Source organism: Natronococcus sp. CG52 (genome assembly GCF_023913515.1).
Lineage (GTDB): Archaea > Halobacteriota > Halobacteria > Halobacteriales > Natrialbaceae > Natronococcus > Natronococcus zhouii.
On sequence record NZ_CP099391.1, the window covers coordinates 3,692,714 to 3,708,899 of the forward strand.

The 16,186-nt window shown below is 62.6% G+C and carries 15 protein-coding genes; 12 read left to right on the forward strand and 3 right to left on the reverse strand.

Annotated features, from left to right (window positions below; all coding sequences use genetic code 11):
* Positions 1-31 precede the first annotated feature (31 nt).
* Both NED97_RS18540 and pheA read left to right on the forward strand, forming a co-directional pair.
* Entirely contained in the window at positions 32-340 is a 309-nt protein-coding gene (locus tag NED97_RS18540) for a non-histone chromosomal MC1 family protein (RefSeq protein ID WP_252488487.1), read from the forward strand.
* A gap of 205 nt (positions 341-545) precedes the next feature.
* Positions 546-1,364 carry a prephenate dehydratase gene (pheA, locus tag NED97_RS18545; protein ID WP_252488488.1) on the forward strand — a complete coding sequence of 273 codons (819 nt, stop codon included), beginning with the start codon at positions 546-548 and terminating at the stop codon, positions 1,362-1,364.
* 91 nt (positions 1,365-1,455) lie between these two features.
* On the opposite strand, the gene NED97_RS18550 is transcribed toward pheA, so the two are convergent.
* Positions 1,456-2,202: an ABC transporter gene (locus NED97_RS18550; RefSeq protein ID WP_252488489.1), complete on the reverse strand. Its 747-nt coding sequence runs from the start codon at positions 2,200-2,202 to the stop codon at positions 1,456-1,458.
* Positions 2,203-2,255: 53 nt separating this feature from the next.
* A complete protein-coding gene (locus NED97_RS18555; RefSeq protein WP_252488490.1) occupies positions 2,256-3,281 on the reverse strand; it encodes an ABC transporter ATP-binding protein in 1,026 nt (341 codons plus the stop codon).
* A gap of 482 nt (positions 3,282-3,763) precedes the next feature.
* Between NED97_RS18555 and NED97_RS18560 the strand changes: the two genes are divergently transcribed.
* The 8 genes from NED97_RS18560 to NED97_RS18595 all read left to right on the forward strand — a co-directional run bounded on the left by NED97_RS18560 (position 3,764) and on the right by NED97_RS18595 (position 13,238).
* Entirely contained in the window at positions 3,764-4,651 is an 888-nt protein-coding gene (locus NED97_RS18560) for a CPBP family intramembrane glutamic endopeptidase (protein ID WP_252488491.1), read from the forward strand.
* A gap of 47 nt (positions 4,652-4,698) precedes the next feature.
* Positions 4,699-5,634 carry an ABC transporter ATP-binding protein gene (locus NED97_RS18565; protein ID WP_252488492.1) on the forward strand — a complete coding sequence of 312 codons (936 nt, stop codon included), beginning with the start codon at positions 4,699-4,701 and terminating at the stop codon, positions 5,632-5,634.
* A complete protein-coding gene (locus NED97_RS18570; protein WP_252488493.1) occupies positions 5,631-6,500 on the forward strand; it encodes an ABC transporter permease in 870 nt (289 codons plus the stop codon). The genes NED97_RS18565 and NED97_RS18570 overlap by 4 nt, the downstream gene beginning before the upstream one ends.
* A gap of 145 nt (positions 6,501-6,645) precedes the next feature.
* Positions 6,646-7,101: a peroxiredoxin gene (locus NED97_RS18575; protein ID WP_252488494.1), complete on the forward strand. Its 456-nt coding sequence runs from the start codon at positions 6,646-6,648 to the stop codon at positions 7,099-7,101.
* A gap of 360 nt (positions 7,102-7,461) precedes the next feature.
* A complete protein-coding gene (locus NED97_RS18580) occupies positions 7,462-7,893 on the forward strand; it encodes an Hsp20/alpha crystallin family protein (RefSeq protein WP_252488495.1) in 432 nt (143 codons plus the stop codon).
* Positions 7,894-8,070: 177 nt separating this feature from the next.
* Positions 8,071-10,728 (forward strand): leucine--tRNA ligase, encoded by a 2,658-nt coding sequence (gene leuS, locus NED97_RS18585; RefSeq protein WP_252488496.1) that lies wholly within the window; start codon positions 8,071-8,073, stop codon positions 10,726-10,728.
* Positions 10,729-10,828: 100 nt separating this feature from the next.
* Positions 10,829-11,590, forward strand: a complete 762-nt coding sequence (locus NED97_RS18590) for a YqjF family protein (RefSeq protein WP_252488497.1) — start codon at positions 10,829-10,831, stop codon at positions 11,588-11,590.
* A 211-nt stretch (positions 11,591-11,801) separates the two neighbouring features.
* The gene (locus NED97_RS18595; RefSeq protein WP_252488498.1) at positions 11,802-13,238 is read left to right on the forward strand and encodes a sugar porter family MFS transporter; all 1,437 of its coding nucleotides are present in this window, start codon (positions 11,802-11,804) and stop codon (positions 13,236-13,238) included.
* Between the two features lie 63 nt (positions 13,239-13,301).
* On the opposite strand, the gene NED97_RS18600 is transcribed toward NED97_RS18595, so the two are convergent.
* Positions 13,302-14,294 (reverse strand): ornithine cyclodeaminase family protein, encoded by a 993-nt coding sequence (locus tag NED97_RS18600; RefSeq protein WP_252488499.1) that lies wholly within the window; start codon positions 14,292-14,294, stop codon positions 13,302-13,304.
* A 150-nt stretch (positions 14,295-14,444) separates the two neighbouring features.
* On the opposite strand from NED97_RS18600, the gene NED97_RS18605 reads away from it, so the two are divergent.
* Together NED97_RS18605 and NED97_RS18610 are read left to right on the forward strand one after the other, a co-directional pair.
* Positions 14,445-14,624 (forward strand): hypothetical protein, encoded by a 180-nt coding sequence (locus NED97_RS18605; protein WP_252488500.1) that lies wholly within the window; start codon positions 14,445-14,447, stop codon positions 14,622-14,624.
* A 299-nt stretch (positions 14,625-14,923) separates the two neighbouring features.
* Positions 14,924-16,093: an outer membrane protein assembly factor BamB family protein gene (locus NED97_RS18610; protein WP_252488501.1), complete on the forward strand. Its 1,170-nt coding sequence runs from the start codon at positions 14,924-14,926 to the stop codon at positions 16,091-16,093.
* The last annotated feature ends 93 nt before the right edge of the window (positions 16,094-16,186 follow it).

The window sequence follows — 16,186 nt, forward strand, 5'->3', positions numbered from 1 at the left end:
CGTGTGCTGAACTGACATGGAGGCGAAAACTATGGTACGTGAAGATGGCAAGCGAAACTTCGCACTGCGCGAATCGAGTGGCGACGAGACGAGCGTCTTCTCGGGGAACACCCCTCGTCAGGCCGCCCTCAAGGCGGCCCGTCGGCTCGAGCCCGGCTCGAGCGAGGACGCTGCTGATCGGGTCGAACTCCGACTCCGAGAGAAGGGAACGGACAAGGTCCACATCTACGACGGCTGGGCCTGGGAGGAGACGGCTCCGGACGACAAACCCGACTGGATGCCCAGCGAGATCACGGAGGCGAACGTCTCGAAGAAAGGAATCGAACACTTAGAGGAGTGAACGGACGACCGGCAGATGGGTTTTCAGAGAACTCGAGCCGCCGCGGATAGCGGTGTCGATGTCGGTCCATCGAGCGCGGACGCCCGAAACGTTCGGTACGACTCTTCTCGTCCGGGATCAAGAAGACGCGCTCGCGGAGCGCACACTCGCGTCAGTTCTGCACCCAGCGACGGTCTTTTGCTGTGGAACCAGTAAGGGATAGATAATGAGTACTGTAACTCTCGGTCCCGAAGGGACCTACTCGCATCGCGCAGCGGGCGCGATCGCCGCGGACGACGAGATCGACTTCCGGCAGTCGGTGACCGCGATCGTCGAGGCCGTCGCGACCGGCGAGTACGACCGCGGGATCGTTCCCATCGAGAACAGCATCGAGGGGAGCGTCAGCGAGAGTCTCGACGCCGTCGCCGAGTACGACGTCGCGATCACTCGCGAGATCGTCACCCCGATCAGGCACGCCCTGCTCGCCCAGGGGACGGAGTTCGACACGATCGCCAGCCACTCCCAGGCGCTGGCCCAGTGTCGCACCTACCTCGAGCGCGAGCATCCAGACGCGACCCTCGAGGCCGTCGCGAGCACGGCCCAGGGCGTCGAGTTCGCTCGCGAGGATCCCTCGGTTGCGGGGATCGGCCACCCGGCGAACGCCGACATCGAGAACGGACTCGAGGTGCTCGCCGAGGACATCCAGGATCAGGACTCGAACGCGACCCGGTTCTTCGCGCTCGCACCCGTCGAGGAGCGCTCGAAGGGCGGCGGGAAGACCACGCTCGTCGTCTACCCGAACGCGAACTATCCGGGTCTCCTGCTCGAGTTGCTCGAGCCGTTTGCAGATCGAGATATCAACCTCTCTCGCGTCGAGTCGCGTCCGAGCGGCCAGCGACTGGGTGACTACGTCTTCCACATCGATATCGACGCGGGACTGTACGAGTCCCGGGCCACCGAAGCGATCGCCGAAATCGAGGAACTCGCCGAAAATGGGTGGGTGCGACGGCTCGGTTCGTACGACACGGAACACGTAGTGGAGTGAGCACTCCCATCTCCGACGGCTCGTGAATCGCCTCGGGTACGACCTCGATGCGCTCGCCCCGTTTCGTCTCGAACGGCCGATTCCGAAGACGTCAGTAGTGTCCCATGACGCCGGCCGTTCGTGCTCGTTCCGTGAAGTACCGGAATAGAACGTATCCGAACGCAAAGTACGCGAGTCCGACCAACACGAGTACGGACAGTTCGAGGAGTTCGAGATCCCAGAGGCGAAGTTCTTCGTTCATTACGCGTTGAAGCAGATAGCTCCCCTGGACGAGCGGAAGGAATTTGAGCGCGAAGACGTTCTCCGAGGCCGGCCCCGCGGCGATGAGCGCGACGAAAACGAATTTGACGAGGCCGAAAATCGAACTGATGTTTTTGTATCGGATCGTGGCTCCACCGAACAGCAGTCCGAGACCTACCGTAGAGAGAAGCGTGAACGTGACGATCGGAAGGATGCTGACTAGATCGAGCGAAATCGAGGTTCCCGTCGTAAGAAGCATCAGCGCGAGCATCGTGAAACCGATGAAAAACGTCACGAGGAGTGAACTGACCGACAGGAGTACTGCGACGTGACCGAATTTGACCGGTGAGAGGTACAGCCGCTCTAACGTCCCCCACTTTGCCTCCGTCGCGAAGAGGCCCGCGAGCGTTTTGTAAGAGGCATTTCCCATAATAAAGAGAAAGAACCCGACGATGAGTGCCCCGAGCGTACCGCTGAATCCCGGACCGAGAAGCGAGCGACCGCCGAGATAGACGAGAAGGAACAGCGCGTACAGACCGATTATTGCCCCGGCGGTATTCAGCGGATACCGCTTCATGATGAGAATATCACGCGTCACTAGGGCCCGTAGTATCGAGACAGAGCTGGACACTCTCCCTCCCCCACCTCGTATCATCGTTCACCCCGCGCCGCACGGGATTCGTCGACGTGCGGTCGATCGTACACGAGAGACGCGAAAACGGTCTCGAAATCCGTATCGTCCATTCGTATCGACCTGATTTGCAGACCGCTCCGTACGAGTACACCCGTCAAGCCGTGAACGCGATTTGCGTTCGAAACGGCGACGGTCAGTTTCGTACAGCCTCGGTGTTCGACCCAGGAGACGACGTCGTACGCTCGTTCGATTTCGTTCCGGGTCGAGGCCGCGACGCGTCCCTCAACGATCAGTTCGTACACCCTCGTCTGGAGCACGTCGAGTAGATTCTCGATAGCGTCGTCGGCCACGATTTCGCCGTCGTCGAGGACGATGCCGCGATCGCAGACGGACTCGATCATACCCAGGTCGTGACTCGAAACGAGAATCGTTACGCCCCGCTGAGCCGCTAGTTCGGTGAGCGTCTGCTGCAATTCGAACGACCCCTCGACGTCGAGTCCGAGCGTCGGCTCGTCCAGGAACAGAACGTCGATATCTTGTGCCATTGCCGTGGCCAGCGAGACTCGCTGTTTCTCGCCTCGAGAAAGATCGTTTACCACGTCGTCCATCTTTTCGGTCAAGTTCAACCGCTCGAGGAACTGATGATCCCGTTTGCGCTCTTCGGTACCAACCTCGCCGTTCAACCGGCCGAAGAACTCGAGATTTTCGCGTATCGTCAACCGCCAGTAGGTGCTCCGCGCTCCTTCTAACACCGCAGCCATCTTCGCGTGAGCGCGATTCGGGTTTTCGACGACGTCGACGCCACCGACCGAAATCGAGCCGCTCGTCGGAGTGATGAGACCGAGTATCGATTTGATGAGCGTCGTCTTTCCGGCGCCGTTCGGGCCGAGCAGACCGACGATGCGTCCGGCTTCGACGGTTAGACTTACGCCGTCGATAGCGCGAACCGTCTCTTCTCGCCCGCCGTACGACTTGACGAGGTCCTCGATGGAGACGATCGAATGCGGGTTCGTCTCTCGTTCTACTTCTTCGCTTCCGATCATACACCGGTCCCTGTGCCTCGCTATGATACATATAATTCCGCGCCGGTACAGCGCTCGAGACGACTATTGACGATCGAACCGCTGTATTACGGATAGAGATCGGGCGCAGAAGTCCTTCGGACACCTATAGTAGCCACTGGAAGTCAATGCACATCCGATCGCACAGCCGTCGTGCGATCGGTGTGTACATCGTTCCAGTTGGTACTATAATGCGATATCCCGGTACCTAATTCGTTTGATAGTTCGTAAGTTTATATATGGATACGAGCAATCCGAGGTTGGGTGCTACCAACCCATGCTACAGTATATCGAAGCCAGTTACGATGGCGACACTATAAGCGCAACCCTCAGTATCGACATCGGTCCGTTCTAAACGGACGGACAGCAGGAGTATAGCCCACAAACAATCCGCTTTCGGACGCGAAACCGATCCTGTTCGGAAAGGAACGTTCATCCGAAGACTTCAGTTAGAAGATACGTCAATGGTTACGGACTGCGAGAACGAAGAAGCGGTACGATCGATAGACGAGTGGAAGGCCGGAATCATCCTACTCACGCTCCTCGGTGCTGCGTTGCTCATACTGGTCGGTTCGCACATCGCATCGAATCGATACCTGTCGATACCGTGGCTGCTGCCGGAGGCAGAAGGAGCGCTCGTCGGTATCCCAGCGGCACTCCTGCTCTACCTGTCTCTTCCGAGGTTCCTCAGTATCCCGTACGGCGCAGTGTTCATCGAGATGCCCGACAGATCGACGCTTCGATGGGTGTGCTTCGGAATCGTCCTTGCGGCGAGTGTCGCCACCGGGGCCGTCGTACTGCTACCCGGAACGATAACGGTACAGTACGACGGCCTGCAGACCCTCTCGACGATCCTGCTTAGTGCGATTCTGTTGGGGCTGCTCGCGGCGATCACGGAGGAACTGGTGTTTCGAGGATACATGCTCTCGTTCGTCGGGTATCGGTGGGGATGGCCGAAGGCCATCGTCCTGACTTCGGTGCTGTTCGGGGTATTACACAACGCGAAGGTCGAAGGGACGGGCGCCTCGGAACTCTACGTGCTCATCGCGGCGTCTGCAGGCCTGCTGTACGCTCTCGTCACATACTATACGGAAACCGTCTGGAACGCCGTCGCTCTTCACGCGATGTGGAACGCGGTGTTTCACGCCGACGTTCTCTCGATCAGACCGTTCGACGAACGGGCGAGTGAAGCAGTAATAACGTACGAGTATACCGACTCGAGTCACCTGTTCGGCGCCGACTGGACCGCCGTTACCGGATCGCCGTTCGTTCTCCTTACTCTGGTAGCCGTGTCAGCTGCCGTGTACGTTACGTATGACGAAATTAGTCTGAAAACGTCCGGTGTCAAATAGAAGTTGTTTTCATATTTATATAGGATAGGTAAGCTAGCAATCACGAGATGGCTGCAATACGAACGACCGACCTGACGAAGCGGTACGGATCTCACACGGCGGTTTCGGAGCTAAATCTCACGGTGAACGGCGGAGAGGTGTACGGATTTCTGGGTCCGAACGGAGCCGGCAAGTCGACGACGATCGGAATGCTGCTGTCGTACATCTACCCGACCGAGGGGACCGCTCGAGTCTTCGGGAAAGACGTCCACGAGGAACCGGTTGCGACCAAACGCCGCGTCGGCGTCCTACCGGAGTCGTGCCAGCTGTACGATCGACTGAGCGGGCGAAAGCACCTCCAGTTCGCCATCGACGCGATGGAGGCGGACGACGACCCTGACGCACTGGTCGGCCGCGTCGGACTCGAACCCGACGCGGCCCGACGGCCGGTGGGCGAGTACTCGACCGGGATGAAACAGCGACTGAAGATCGCGGTAACGCTGGTCGGCGAGCCCGACCTGCTCGTTCTCGACGAACCGTCGAGCGGGCTCGATCCAGCAGGGATTCAGTTGCTCAGGGAGATCGTCCTCGAGGAACGCGACCGCGGTGCTGCGGTTTTCTTTTCGAGCCACATCCTCGAGCAGGTCGAGGCGGTTTGCGACCGCATCGGCATCCTCGTCGACGGGCGGCTCCGAACGAGCGGCGACATCGAGGTGCTCAAATCGGATACCGGTCCCGCGGTCGAGCTCGACATCGAGGTCGATGCCCTTTCGTCGGAGCTCGTGACTGCCCTCGAGTCGATCGACGCCGTCACCGCGTGTACCGCTATGGAAGGGATTTCAGCGGGTTCTACTCCTACCATCACGGTGTCGCTGTCGACCGCTTCCGCGAAGGCCGAAATCCTGCGGACGGTCGAGGAGTATGCAACGGTCGAGGACTTCACCGCCGAGGAGCCGTCGCTCGAGTCGCTGTTCGACGATCAGGTCGCGGAGGCCAAACGATGACGGCGATCGACATCGCGCGCAAAGACGTCGCCGACGCCGTTCGATCGAGAGCGCTGTGGGCAGCGACCGCGATTTTTCTGGGATTCACGGTCCTGGCACAGTTCCTCGTGGTTACGGTGATCGAGAATCCGGACCCCGAGCTCGCCACGCACTTCCTCGAAGGTCCCGCGACCGAGGTCGTGCTTCCGATCGTCGGATTGATCGTCGGCTACCAGGCGATCGTCGGCGAACGCGAGACGGGGAACGTCAAATTCCTCCTCGGGCTTCCCCACTCCCGGCTCGACGTCGTGGTCGGGAAGTTTATCGGACGGTTCGCCGTGCTCTCGGTCGCACTCCTGAGCGGGTTCCTGGCAGCCATCGGTGTCATCGTCGCGACGCTCGGCGTTCCGCCGATCGTTCCGATCGTAACGTACGTCCTGTTCGTCCTCCTGTCGGCAGCGGCCATCGTTTCGATCGCGATCGGAATTTCGGCCGTCGTCGGCACCAGGGGCCGTGCCATCAGCATCGTCGTCGGCGGGTACATCTTTGCGACGATGCTCTGGTCGTACGTCGTCGACGGGGCCTATTACGCCATCAATCGGGACGTTCCGGGAGCGGATCCGCCGACGTGGGTCGCGGTGCTCGATCACCTCAATCCTCTCACCGCGCTGCGTACGAGTGGGAACGTGGTGCTCCCTGAAGCGAGCCATATCTCGATTACCGTGACGGAAGAGGGGGTCTCCGCGGCGCAGACGGGACAAGCACCAGCCGGGACGACGGAGACCCTCGTTCACGAACCGTTGTTCCTGATAGGAGTGCTCGTACTGTGGACCGTCCTGCCGCTCGCGGTCGGGTATCTTCGATTCCGCGACGCCGACCTCTCGTAGACGCTCCCTCGAGTTCGGCGTCGACACTGTGTTCCACAGATCCCAATCGCGCGCCCGCACTCTTGCCGTCTTCGAGCACCGTTCTACCGGGGGTCGCGACGATCGCGTGCAAACCGTTTTTTCGCATCGCCGCGCTATCAGGAGTATGGCACTCACCGCAGGCGACGACACGCCGACCGTAACCGCGCGCAACCAGGACGGCGAGGAGGTGACTCTCGAGTTCGAGGAGCCGACGGTACTGTACTTCTACCCCCGGGACGAGACCCCCGGCTGTACGGTCGAAGCGAACCAGTTCCAGCGCGAACTCGAGACGTACCACGACGCCGGCGTCTCCGTCTACGGCGTCTCGACCGACGACGTCGGCTCCCACCAGTCGTTCTGCGACGCGGAGGACCTCGAGTTCGACCTGCTCGCGGATCCCGACGGCGACCTCGCGTCGGCGTTCGACGTCGACGTCCGAGACGGGGCTGCCGCCCGGACGACGTTCTTCCTCGGCGACGGCGAGGTCAAGGCGGCGTACGAGAACGTCGACCCCGACGGCCACGCGCGCCAAGTGTTGCTCGACGCGCTCGAGGACGACCGCGTGACGCTTCCGGAGTAGCCGGGCGGCCGACTGTTCGCGGAACCGTTTCTGGAGTCTCCGGCCGATCGACTGCGATGGGCGTAATGGGTGGTTGGGTATACCAAGCACACTTTTTATAACGGCAGAGATGAAACGTGCGTCTGTCGCTGGACGATAGCAAGTCCGGTGATCGACTGGTAGCGTATCGCGTGTGAAATGGCCAGACACGACGATACGGGCCGCGCCTCCTCGGGGAATGGAGAAGAGAGACACGAGCGAGGAGTCGAGTCACCTGTTCGCGCGGCCCCTTTCAGCGCTGGAAGCCGCTGACGGCGAGACGAGCGTTCTGTTGTTTCGCTTCGAGCAGAATTTATCCCCGTCCACCTCCTACGTCGAGGTATGCGACGAAACCCGTTCGACGAGATCGAAGAGATGCTCGACCGCGTCAGCCAGCAGGTCGAAGAGGGGATGACCGGCGGCGGGCTTCAGGTTCCGAACTCGGTACCGGTCGACGTCGCCGATACGGGCGAGGAGTACGTCGTCACGGCCGACCTTCCCGGCTACGACACCGAAGACATCGACCTGACGCTCGCGGATGGGACGTTGCGTCTCGAGGCCCGCCGTGCCGACGAGACGGAAGTGGAGACGACGGACGAGGCGGGACGATACCTCCGTCGCGAGCGAACCCGAAAGTCGGTGAATCGACGAATTCGCCTGCCCGATCCGGTCGAGGAGGAGTCGGTGTCGGCGGGCTACGAGAACGGCGTTCTCACGGTTCGACTACCGAAGGTTTCGGGCGGCGAGGACTCGAGAGAGATCGATATCGAGTGAACGACGACCGCGGAAACCGGCGTGAGTTCGTGCGCGGCCGCCTTCTGTCGAGGCTATCGCGGCGTCCTGGAATCCAGCCCGCCCCGTTTTCGCCTCGCGGGCCGGCGACAGTACGTATCGACCAACCGTTGTATGGAAAGCTATAGGACGGCCTCGGCACCAAGCGTATATAAGCAAATGAGCGACGCGGGATACGACCACGCGGCGGTCGAACGACGCTGGCAAGAGGCGTGGGACGAGGCGGACGTTTACCGAACGCCCGACGACGTCGACGATCCGACGTACGTCCTCGGGATGTACCCGTATCCGTCGGGCAAACTTCACATGGGCCACGTCCGGAACTACACGATCACGGACGCGTACGCGCGCTACCGACGGCTTCGCGGCGACGAGGTTCTCCACCCGATGGGCTGGGACGCGTTCGGCCTCCCCGCGGAGAACGCGGCCAAGGAACGCGACACCAACCCTCGAGACTGGACGTTCGACTGCATCGAAACCATGCGCGACCAGATGGAGTCGATGGGCTTTGGCTACGACTGGGACCGCGAGATCGCGACCTGCACCCCCGAGTACTACCGGTGGAACCAGTGGCTGTTCACGCGGTTCCACGAGGAGGGATTGGTCGAACGCCGCGACGCCGAAGTGAACTGGTGTCCCGAGTGCGAAACCGTCCTGGCCGACGAGCAGGTCGAAGGCGAGGCGGAACTCTGTTGGCGCTGTGACACCCCCGTCGAGCAGCGCGAACTCGATCAGTGGTTCCTGCGGATCACCGAGTACGCCGACGAACTGCTCGAGGGTATCGACGGCCTCGAGGGGTGGCCGAACTCGGTGCGCCAGATGCAGCGCAACTGGATCGGCCGGCAGTACGGCACCGAACTCGAGTTCCCAATTGACGGCTACGGCAGCGTCGAGGCGTTCACAACCCGCGTCGACACCATCCACGGCGCGACCTTCTTCGCGCTCGCACCGGACCACCCGATCAGCGAGAAGCTGGCGGAGGAAGACGACGAGATTCACCAGTTCGTCCACCACGAGGCCGACCGCGAGGGGGACGAGCCGAACGGCGTCGAGACCGAACTGACCGCGACGAACCCCGTCACCGGCGAGGAGATCCCGGTCTACGTCGCCGACTTCGTCCTCTCGGACGTCGGCACGGGCGCGCTGATGGCCGTTCCGGGTCACGACGAGCGCGACCACGCCTTCGCGACGAAGATGGACGAGGAGATCGTTCCGGTCATCGCCCCCGAGCCGGACGACTGGGACGGCGAGACGGTTCCCGACGCTCCGGACGTCGGCGAGGAAGCATTCACCGACGACGGCGTGCTCGTGAACTCGGGCGAGTACTCCGGCCTCGAGAGCGAGACGGCCCGCGAGCGGCTGACGGCCGAGATCGAGAGCGCCGAGGAGGCGACGCAGTACCAACTGCGCGACTGGGGGATCTCCCGCCAGCGCTACTGGGGGACGCCGATCCCGGTCGTCCACTGCGACGACTGCGGGCCCGTGATGGTCCCCGACGAGGAGCTGCCGGTCGAACTGCCCGAGTTCATCAACACCACTGGGAACCCGCTGGACGCCGCCGAGGAGTGGAAACAGACGACGTGTCCGGACTGCGGTGCGGATGCGGTTCGGGAGACCGACACGATGGACACCTTCGTCGACTCCTCGTGGTACTTCCTGCGGTACGTCTCGCCCGACCTCGCGGACGCCCCGTTCGATCTCGAGCAAGCAAACGACTGGATGCCCGTCGACCAGTACGTCGGCGGGATCGAGCACGCCGTGATGCACCTGCTCTATTCGAGGTTCTTCACGAAGGTGCTGGCCGACAACGAGGGCCTGGAGCATCGCGAGCCGTTCACGAACCTGCTCGCCCAGGGGATGGTCCAGCTCGAGGGCGAGAAGATGTCCAAGTCGAAGGGCAACGTCGTCTCCCCGCAGCGAATCGTCGAGGAGTACGGCGCGGACACCGCCCGCCTGTTCATGATGCAGGCCGCCCAGCCCGAACGGGACTTCGACTGGAGCGAGGAGGGCGTCCGCTCGACATACGCCTTCCTGAACCGGCTGAAGGGGATGGTCGAGACCGCTGCCGAGACCGAGCCTGGCGGTGACGACGACGCAATCGCGAGCTATGTCGCAAACGAGATCGACGCGACGATCGCCATCGCGAGCGAGAAGTACGACGATCTGACGTTCAACCGGGCGCTGCGCCAGACGCAGGACCTGGTTCGGACCCTGCGCCAGTACGAGGACTACGCCGAACCCCACGCCGAGACCTACGAGCGCGGACTGTCCGCCGTCGTCCGACTGCTGGCCCCCGTCGCTCCGCACCTGGCCGAGGAGCTGTACGCCGAACTGGGTAACGACGAGTTCGTCGTCGACGCCGACTGGCCGACCGCCGAAGTCGACCGTGACCGCGTCCGGAAGCGCCGTCAGCTGGTCGAGAACACGCGCGAGGACGTCCGCCAGATCGTCGACGTCGCCGGGATCGAGGATCCCGAGCAAATCGACGTCGTCGTCGCGCCCGAGTGGAAGTACGACGCGCTCGAACTGGCGATCGAGAGCGACGCCGGCAACCTGATCGGCGAACTCATGCAGGAGTCACACATCCGCGAGCAGGGCGACGCCGCGGCCGACTACGGCCAGGATCTGCAGGCCGAACGCGAGGCGCTGTCGATGACGCTCGCGCCCGACGAAGAGTACGACGCGCTCGAGTCCGCCGCCTGGCTGATCGAGCGCGAGTTCGAGGCGCCCGTCCGCGTCGTCCGCGCGGACGAGGCCGACGAGAGCGTCCTCAAGAACGCCGAACCCGGCCGACCGGCGATCGAGATCGACGACTGACATCTCGGTCGCGATCGGCCGTAGTACCGGTCAGGGAGCCATTTTATGCGCCCGCTCGTCGTGTCGGAGGACACAGCGGCTTCGCTCCGCGAGGAGGACGATGAACGTACGATCCCGCACGGATCCCTCGAAATGGCCGGACTCAGGAGTACCGAGTCCGAAGGCACCGCACGTCGCCGCGATGACCTGGCGGGACGGACTGTTCGTCCACTGGCCCGTCGACCCCGACGACGTTCGTCCCCGCGTTCCCGACCGGTTGACCCTCGAGACGCGAGACGGCCACGCCTGGCTCAGCGTCCTGCCGTTCGTGCTCACGAACGCCGGACTTCGCGGCACGCCGTCGATCACGAGGACGGCGTTCGCCGAACTCAACGTCCGGACCTACGTTCGGTACCGGGGAGATCCCGCCCTCTTTTTCTTTAGTATCGACGTCGGGAACCCGATGATCGCCGAAACGGTCGGTCGGGCGACCCGCCTTCCCGTCTACTCCGCGCGAATGAACGTCAGTAGCTCCGAGCGGCAGGTCGTCTTCTCGAGCGAGCGTCGAGGAACCGAGGCGAGTAATCCGGCCCGGTTTATCGCGAGGTACCGTCCCGACGGCGACGTCTTTACCGCCGAGCCGGACACGCTCGCGTACTGGCTTACCGAGCGACGGCGGTTCTACGCCCCGTCGAACGGCGGCGTGCTGGCCGGCGAAATCGCACACGACCCGTGGCCGCTCCAGCCGGCCGACGTGACGATCCACGAGAACACGATGCTCGCCGTCAACGGACTGCCGTCGCCGACGGACGAACCGGTCATCCACTACTGCGACCAGCTTTCGATGACGGGGTCGATCCTCCGTCGACTGCCCGACGGCTGAACTCCAGTCGGTACCGGACGTCGGCTCGGGATCTCACTCGTTCGAACTGGAATCGCAAACCCGTCGTAGAGGGATACTGGTTAGAAATTGATAATAAGCACCACGCGTACATAATAGACTACCATTTTACTTCCGTATTTTTAATTATATAGTCACAAAACCGGCAGATTTGTTTACTGAGATTCGAAAGAACTCTTCATCGCTACCCTGTATGACAACAGAAAACACAAGCCACAAATCTGATGAACGGAACTCGTTCGTCTACGTGGTCGCGGCGCTGGCCGCGCTCAACGGGTTACTGTTCGGGTTCGACACCGGCGTCATCTCCGGTGCGATGCTCTACATTCGGGAGACGTTCGAACTGGCGACGATCCTCGGCTACTCGATGAACCCTGCGTACGTCGAAGGCGTCATCGTCAGTGGCGCGATGATCGGCGCAATTATCGGTGCGGCACTCGGTGGACGCCTCGCCGATCGGCTCGGTCGACGACGGCTCATTCTGGTCGGCGCCGTCGTCTTCTTCGTCGGGTCGTTGATTATGGCGATCGCGCCGACCGTCGAGGTGTTGATCCTCGGACGAATCGTCGACGGGATCGGGGTCGGGTTCGCCTCGGTCGTCGGTCCGCTGTACATTTCCGAGATCTCGCCGCCGAAGATACGGGGATCGCTCGTTTCGCTGAACCAGCTGACTATCACGAGCGGGATCCTCATCGCCTATCTCGTGAACTACGCGTTCTCGAGCGGCGGCGAGTGGCGGTGGATGCTCGGTCTGGGCATGGTCCCCGCAACCGTCCTGTTCGTCGGAATGCTGTTCATGCCCGAAAGTCCCCGGTGGCTCTACGAGCAGGGTCGTGAGGCGGACGCTCGGGACGTGCTATCCAGGACTCGTACCGAGGGACAGGTTGCCGCCGAACTTCGCGAGATCAAAGAAACCATCCGGACCGAGTCCGGAACGCTCCGGGATCTGCTCCAGCCGTGGGTGCGCCCGATGCTCGTCGTCGGTATCGGTCTGGCGGTGTTCCAGCAAGTCACCGGTATCAACACGGTGATGTACTACGCGCCGACGATCCTCGAGTCGACCGGCTTCGAGGATACCGCCTCGATCCTCGCGACCGTCGGTATCGGCGTCGTCAACGTCGTGATGACCGTCGTTGCGGTTCTGCTGATCGATCGTACCGGCCGCCGTCCGCTGTTGCTCACGGGACTGGGGGGGATGACGGTCATGCTCGCCGTCCTCGGAGCCGTGTTCTACCTTCCCGGACTGTCCGGCGGACTCGGCTTGCTCGCGACCGGGAGCCTGATGCTGTACGTCGCCTTCTTCGCGATCGGTCTCGGGCCGGTGTTCTGGCTGATGATCGCCGAGATCTACCCGATGGAGGTCCGAGGAACGGCGATGGGCGTCGTCACCGTGCTCAACTGGGCTGCGAACCTGATCGTCTCGCTAACCTTCCTCAGGCTCGTCGACGTCTTCGGTCAGTCGGGGACGTTCTGGCTGTACGGCGCGCTGACCCTGCTCGCGCTCGTCTTCTGTTACCACCTCGTTCCCGAGACGAAGGGACGGTCGCTCGAGGAGATCGAGGCCGACCTGCGCGAGACCGCGTTCGGAAGCGACGCCGACCGTCGCGACGCCGTCGGGAGCGACGACTAGTCGATCGCTGAATTTTTCGAAAATCGGGTTCGGATCGCAGTTCTCGACCGACGACCGGCGCGCTTATCGGTCGGTGTGGATCAGGCCGAAGTCGTAGCCGGACTCGTTCGCTCGAGCGTTCTCGTAGACGACGTGCGCCGCCGCGACGTCCTGGATCGCGAGGCCGGTCGAGTCGAAGACCGTGACGCCGGTGTCCTCGGTGCGGCCCGATTTCTCCCCGACGACGAGTTCGCCGATCTCGCCGTAGATGTCGTCGTCCGAGAGCGTTCCCTCGTGGTACGGGACGTTGACCTCCCCCGAGTGGGTGCACTGCTTGTGGTCGTCGATAACGATCGTCGACTCGAGCAGGAGGTCGTCCGACAGCTCGTGTTTCCCTTCCGCGTCGGCGCCGATCGCGTTAATGTGGGTGTGCTCGCCGACGTCCTCGAGGTCGACGATCGGATCCCTGACGGGCGTCACCGTCGAGAGGACGTCGCAGTGGCCGGCCTCGGAGATCGAGCCGGCGCGGACGTCGAACTCGTCGCCGTAGGCGTCGACGAACCGCTGGACGCGATCCTCGTCCTTGTCGGCGACGACGACCTCTTCGATCGGGCGAACCGTGCTGATCGCGTCGAGCTGGGTGTACGACTGGACCCCTGCGCCGATGACGCCGAACGTCGTGGCGTCCTCGACGGCGAGGTAGTCGGTGGCGACGGCCGCCGCGGCGCCGGTGCGCTTCATCGTCAGCGCCGTCCCGTCCAGGATGGCGAGCGGGCGCGCCGTCTCGGGATCGGAGTAGATCATCGTCCCCAGGACCGTCGGCAGGTCGTGGTCCGTCGGATTGTCGGGGTGGACGTTGACCCACTTGACGCCCGCGGCATCCCACTCGCCCGCGTCGAGGTAGGCGGGCATCGACCGGAAGTCGCCGTTGTACTGCGGGAGGTCGATGTAGGACTTGGCCGGCATCTGGGCGTCGCCGCGCTCGTAGGCGCCGAAGGCGTCCTCGACCGCGCCGATGACGTCCGCCATCCGCGCGTGCTCGTCGACGTCGTCGCTATCCAGGAGAAGCGTGTTCATGGTGGCGAATTTTGCGAGGGACTACTTAGTTGAATCGGATGTCGGAACCGGCCAGCGCTCACGGCGTTCGGCGGTCTCGGCTCAGGGTGAGATACGGCTCATCGGATACCGACGGCAGTATTATCTCTGCATACATCGAAGTAGCGGTCGATGGTTTCCGCGAACGAAGAGGAAGAATCCCGGCACGGCACTGGTGCGGGGATGTCGACCGGGCTCGCTCTCGGCGTCGCTATCGGTGTCGCGATGAACGAGTTGGCTATCGGTATTGCGCTCGGAATCGTCTTCGGTGCGAGCATCGAAGCTGGCTGGCCTCGAAAACGGCTGTCGTAGTTCGGTCGTCGTTCAGTACGTTCTCTTCCGCCAGTTCGGGATTCGCAGATCGAAACGAAGGGAGTGGCCGTGCCGTACAGAATCTCCGTATTCAGCACGCTACTCTCGAAGGCGCTTCGGCATTGCGGGTGGAATCTGCTGAACGGAGGGCGCGAATGCGACACGAATATCGGTCGGATTTCTCGAACCGAGGGCCGACGTCACCTACTCGAGAAGAACGATACGAGTCGGCGTTACGATAATACTACCGACACGTTTTAACTGAACGGTACTTATTCGCGTTAGAGAAATTGTACGCCATGAACACGAATCACACTGGAAGAGTGAGTCGGCGTCGCGTACTCCAGACGGTCGCCGGAAGCGGGTTCGTCTCGATCGCCGGGTGTGGGAGTCTCTCGTCTGACGACACCGAGCCCGGTGAGTTGAAGTGGGAGTTCAATCGATCACTCGTGGAATTCTCCTCGCCGACGGTAGTGGACGGAACCGTTTACCTCGGGTTCGACCACAGTGACGCGTTGTACGCGGTGGACGCGGAAACGGGCGAGGAAGAGTGGGCGTTCACCGAGCCGTCGTGGCGAGTAACCGTGTCGCCGGCAGTAGCTGACGGGACCGTCTACGTCGGATCGTGGGACGAGACGGTGTACGCGGTGGACGCGGAGACCGGCGAGTCGGAGTGGGAGTTCACCGACTCGTCCGGTGAAATACGTTCGACGACGGCGGCCGGTGGAATCGTCTACGTCGGGTCGTGGGACGGAACCGTATACGCGGTGGGCGCGGAGACCGGCGAGTCGGAGTGGGAATTTACCGGGCCGTCCGAAGGACTGCACTCGTCGCCGACGGTGGCCGATGGGATCGTCTACGTCGGGTCGTGGGACGGAACCCTATACGCGGTGGATGCAGAGACGGGCGAACGGGAGTGGGCGTTCACCGAACCGTCCGGAGAAGTAGAGTCTTCGCCGACGGTGGCGGAAGGGACCGTCTACGTCGGATCGTGGGACGAGACGGTGTACGCGGTGGATGCAGAGACTGGGGAGCGGGAGTGGGAATTCACTGACCCGTCCGATACGGTACGTTCTTCGCCGACGGTCTCGGCGGGGACCGTCTACGTCGGGTCTGCGGATACCACGTTGTACGCGGTGGATGCAGAGACGGGCGAACGAGAGTGGGCGTTCACCGAGCCGTCCGCGGGCGTGAATTCGTCGCCGACGGTGGCCGGTGGAATCGTCTACGTCGGGTCGTGGGACGGAACCGTATACGCGGTGAGCGCGGAGACGGGCGAGCAAGAGTGGGCGTTCACCGAGCCGAACGGCATTATGCAATCGTCGCCGACGGTAGCGGAGGGCACCCTATACGTCGGGAGTGCCGACGGGAGCCTGTACGCAGTCGATGCGGGCGTCGACGGATCGAGCGAAGACTCGAGGGTCGTGTTAGGGACGCTCGGCCATCACGACGAAACGGTCACTAATTGACCACCGTCGTTCGTCGACGCCGTTCTCGAGCCCACCGTTCGAAGCGGGGCGAGAATCAACTACGGGCGCGACGACGAACCGCAGGAAGAGTGA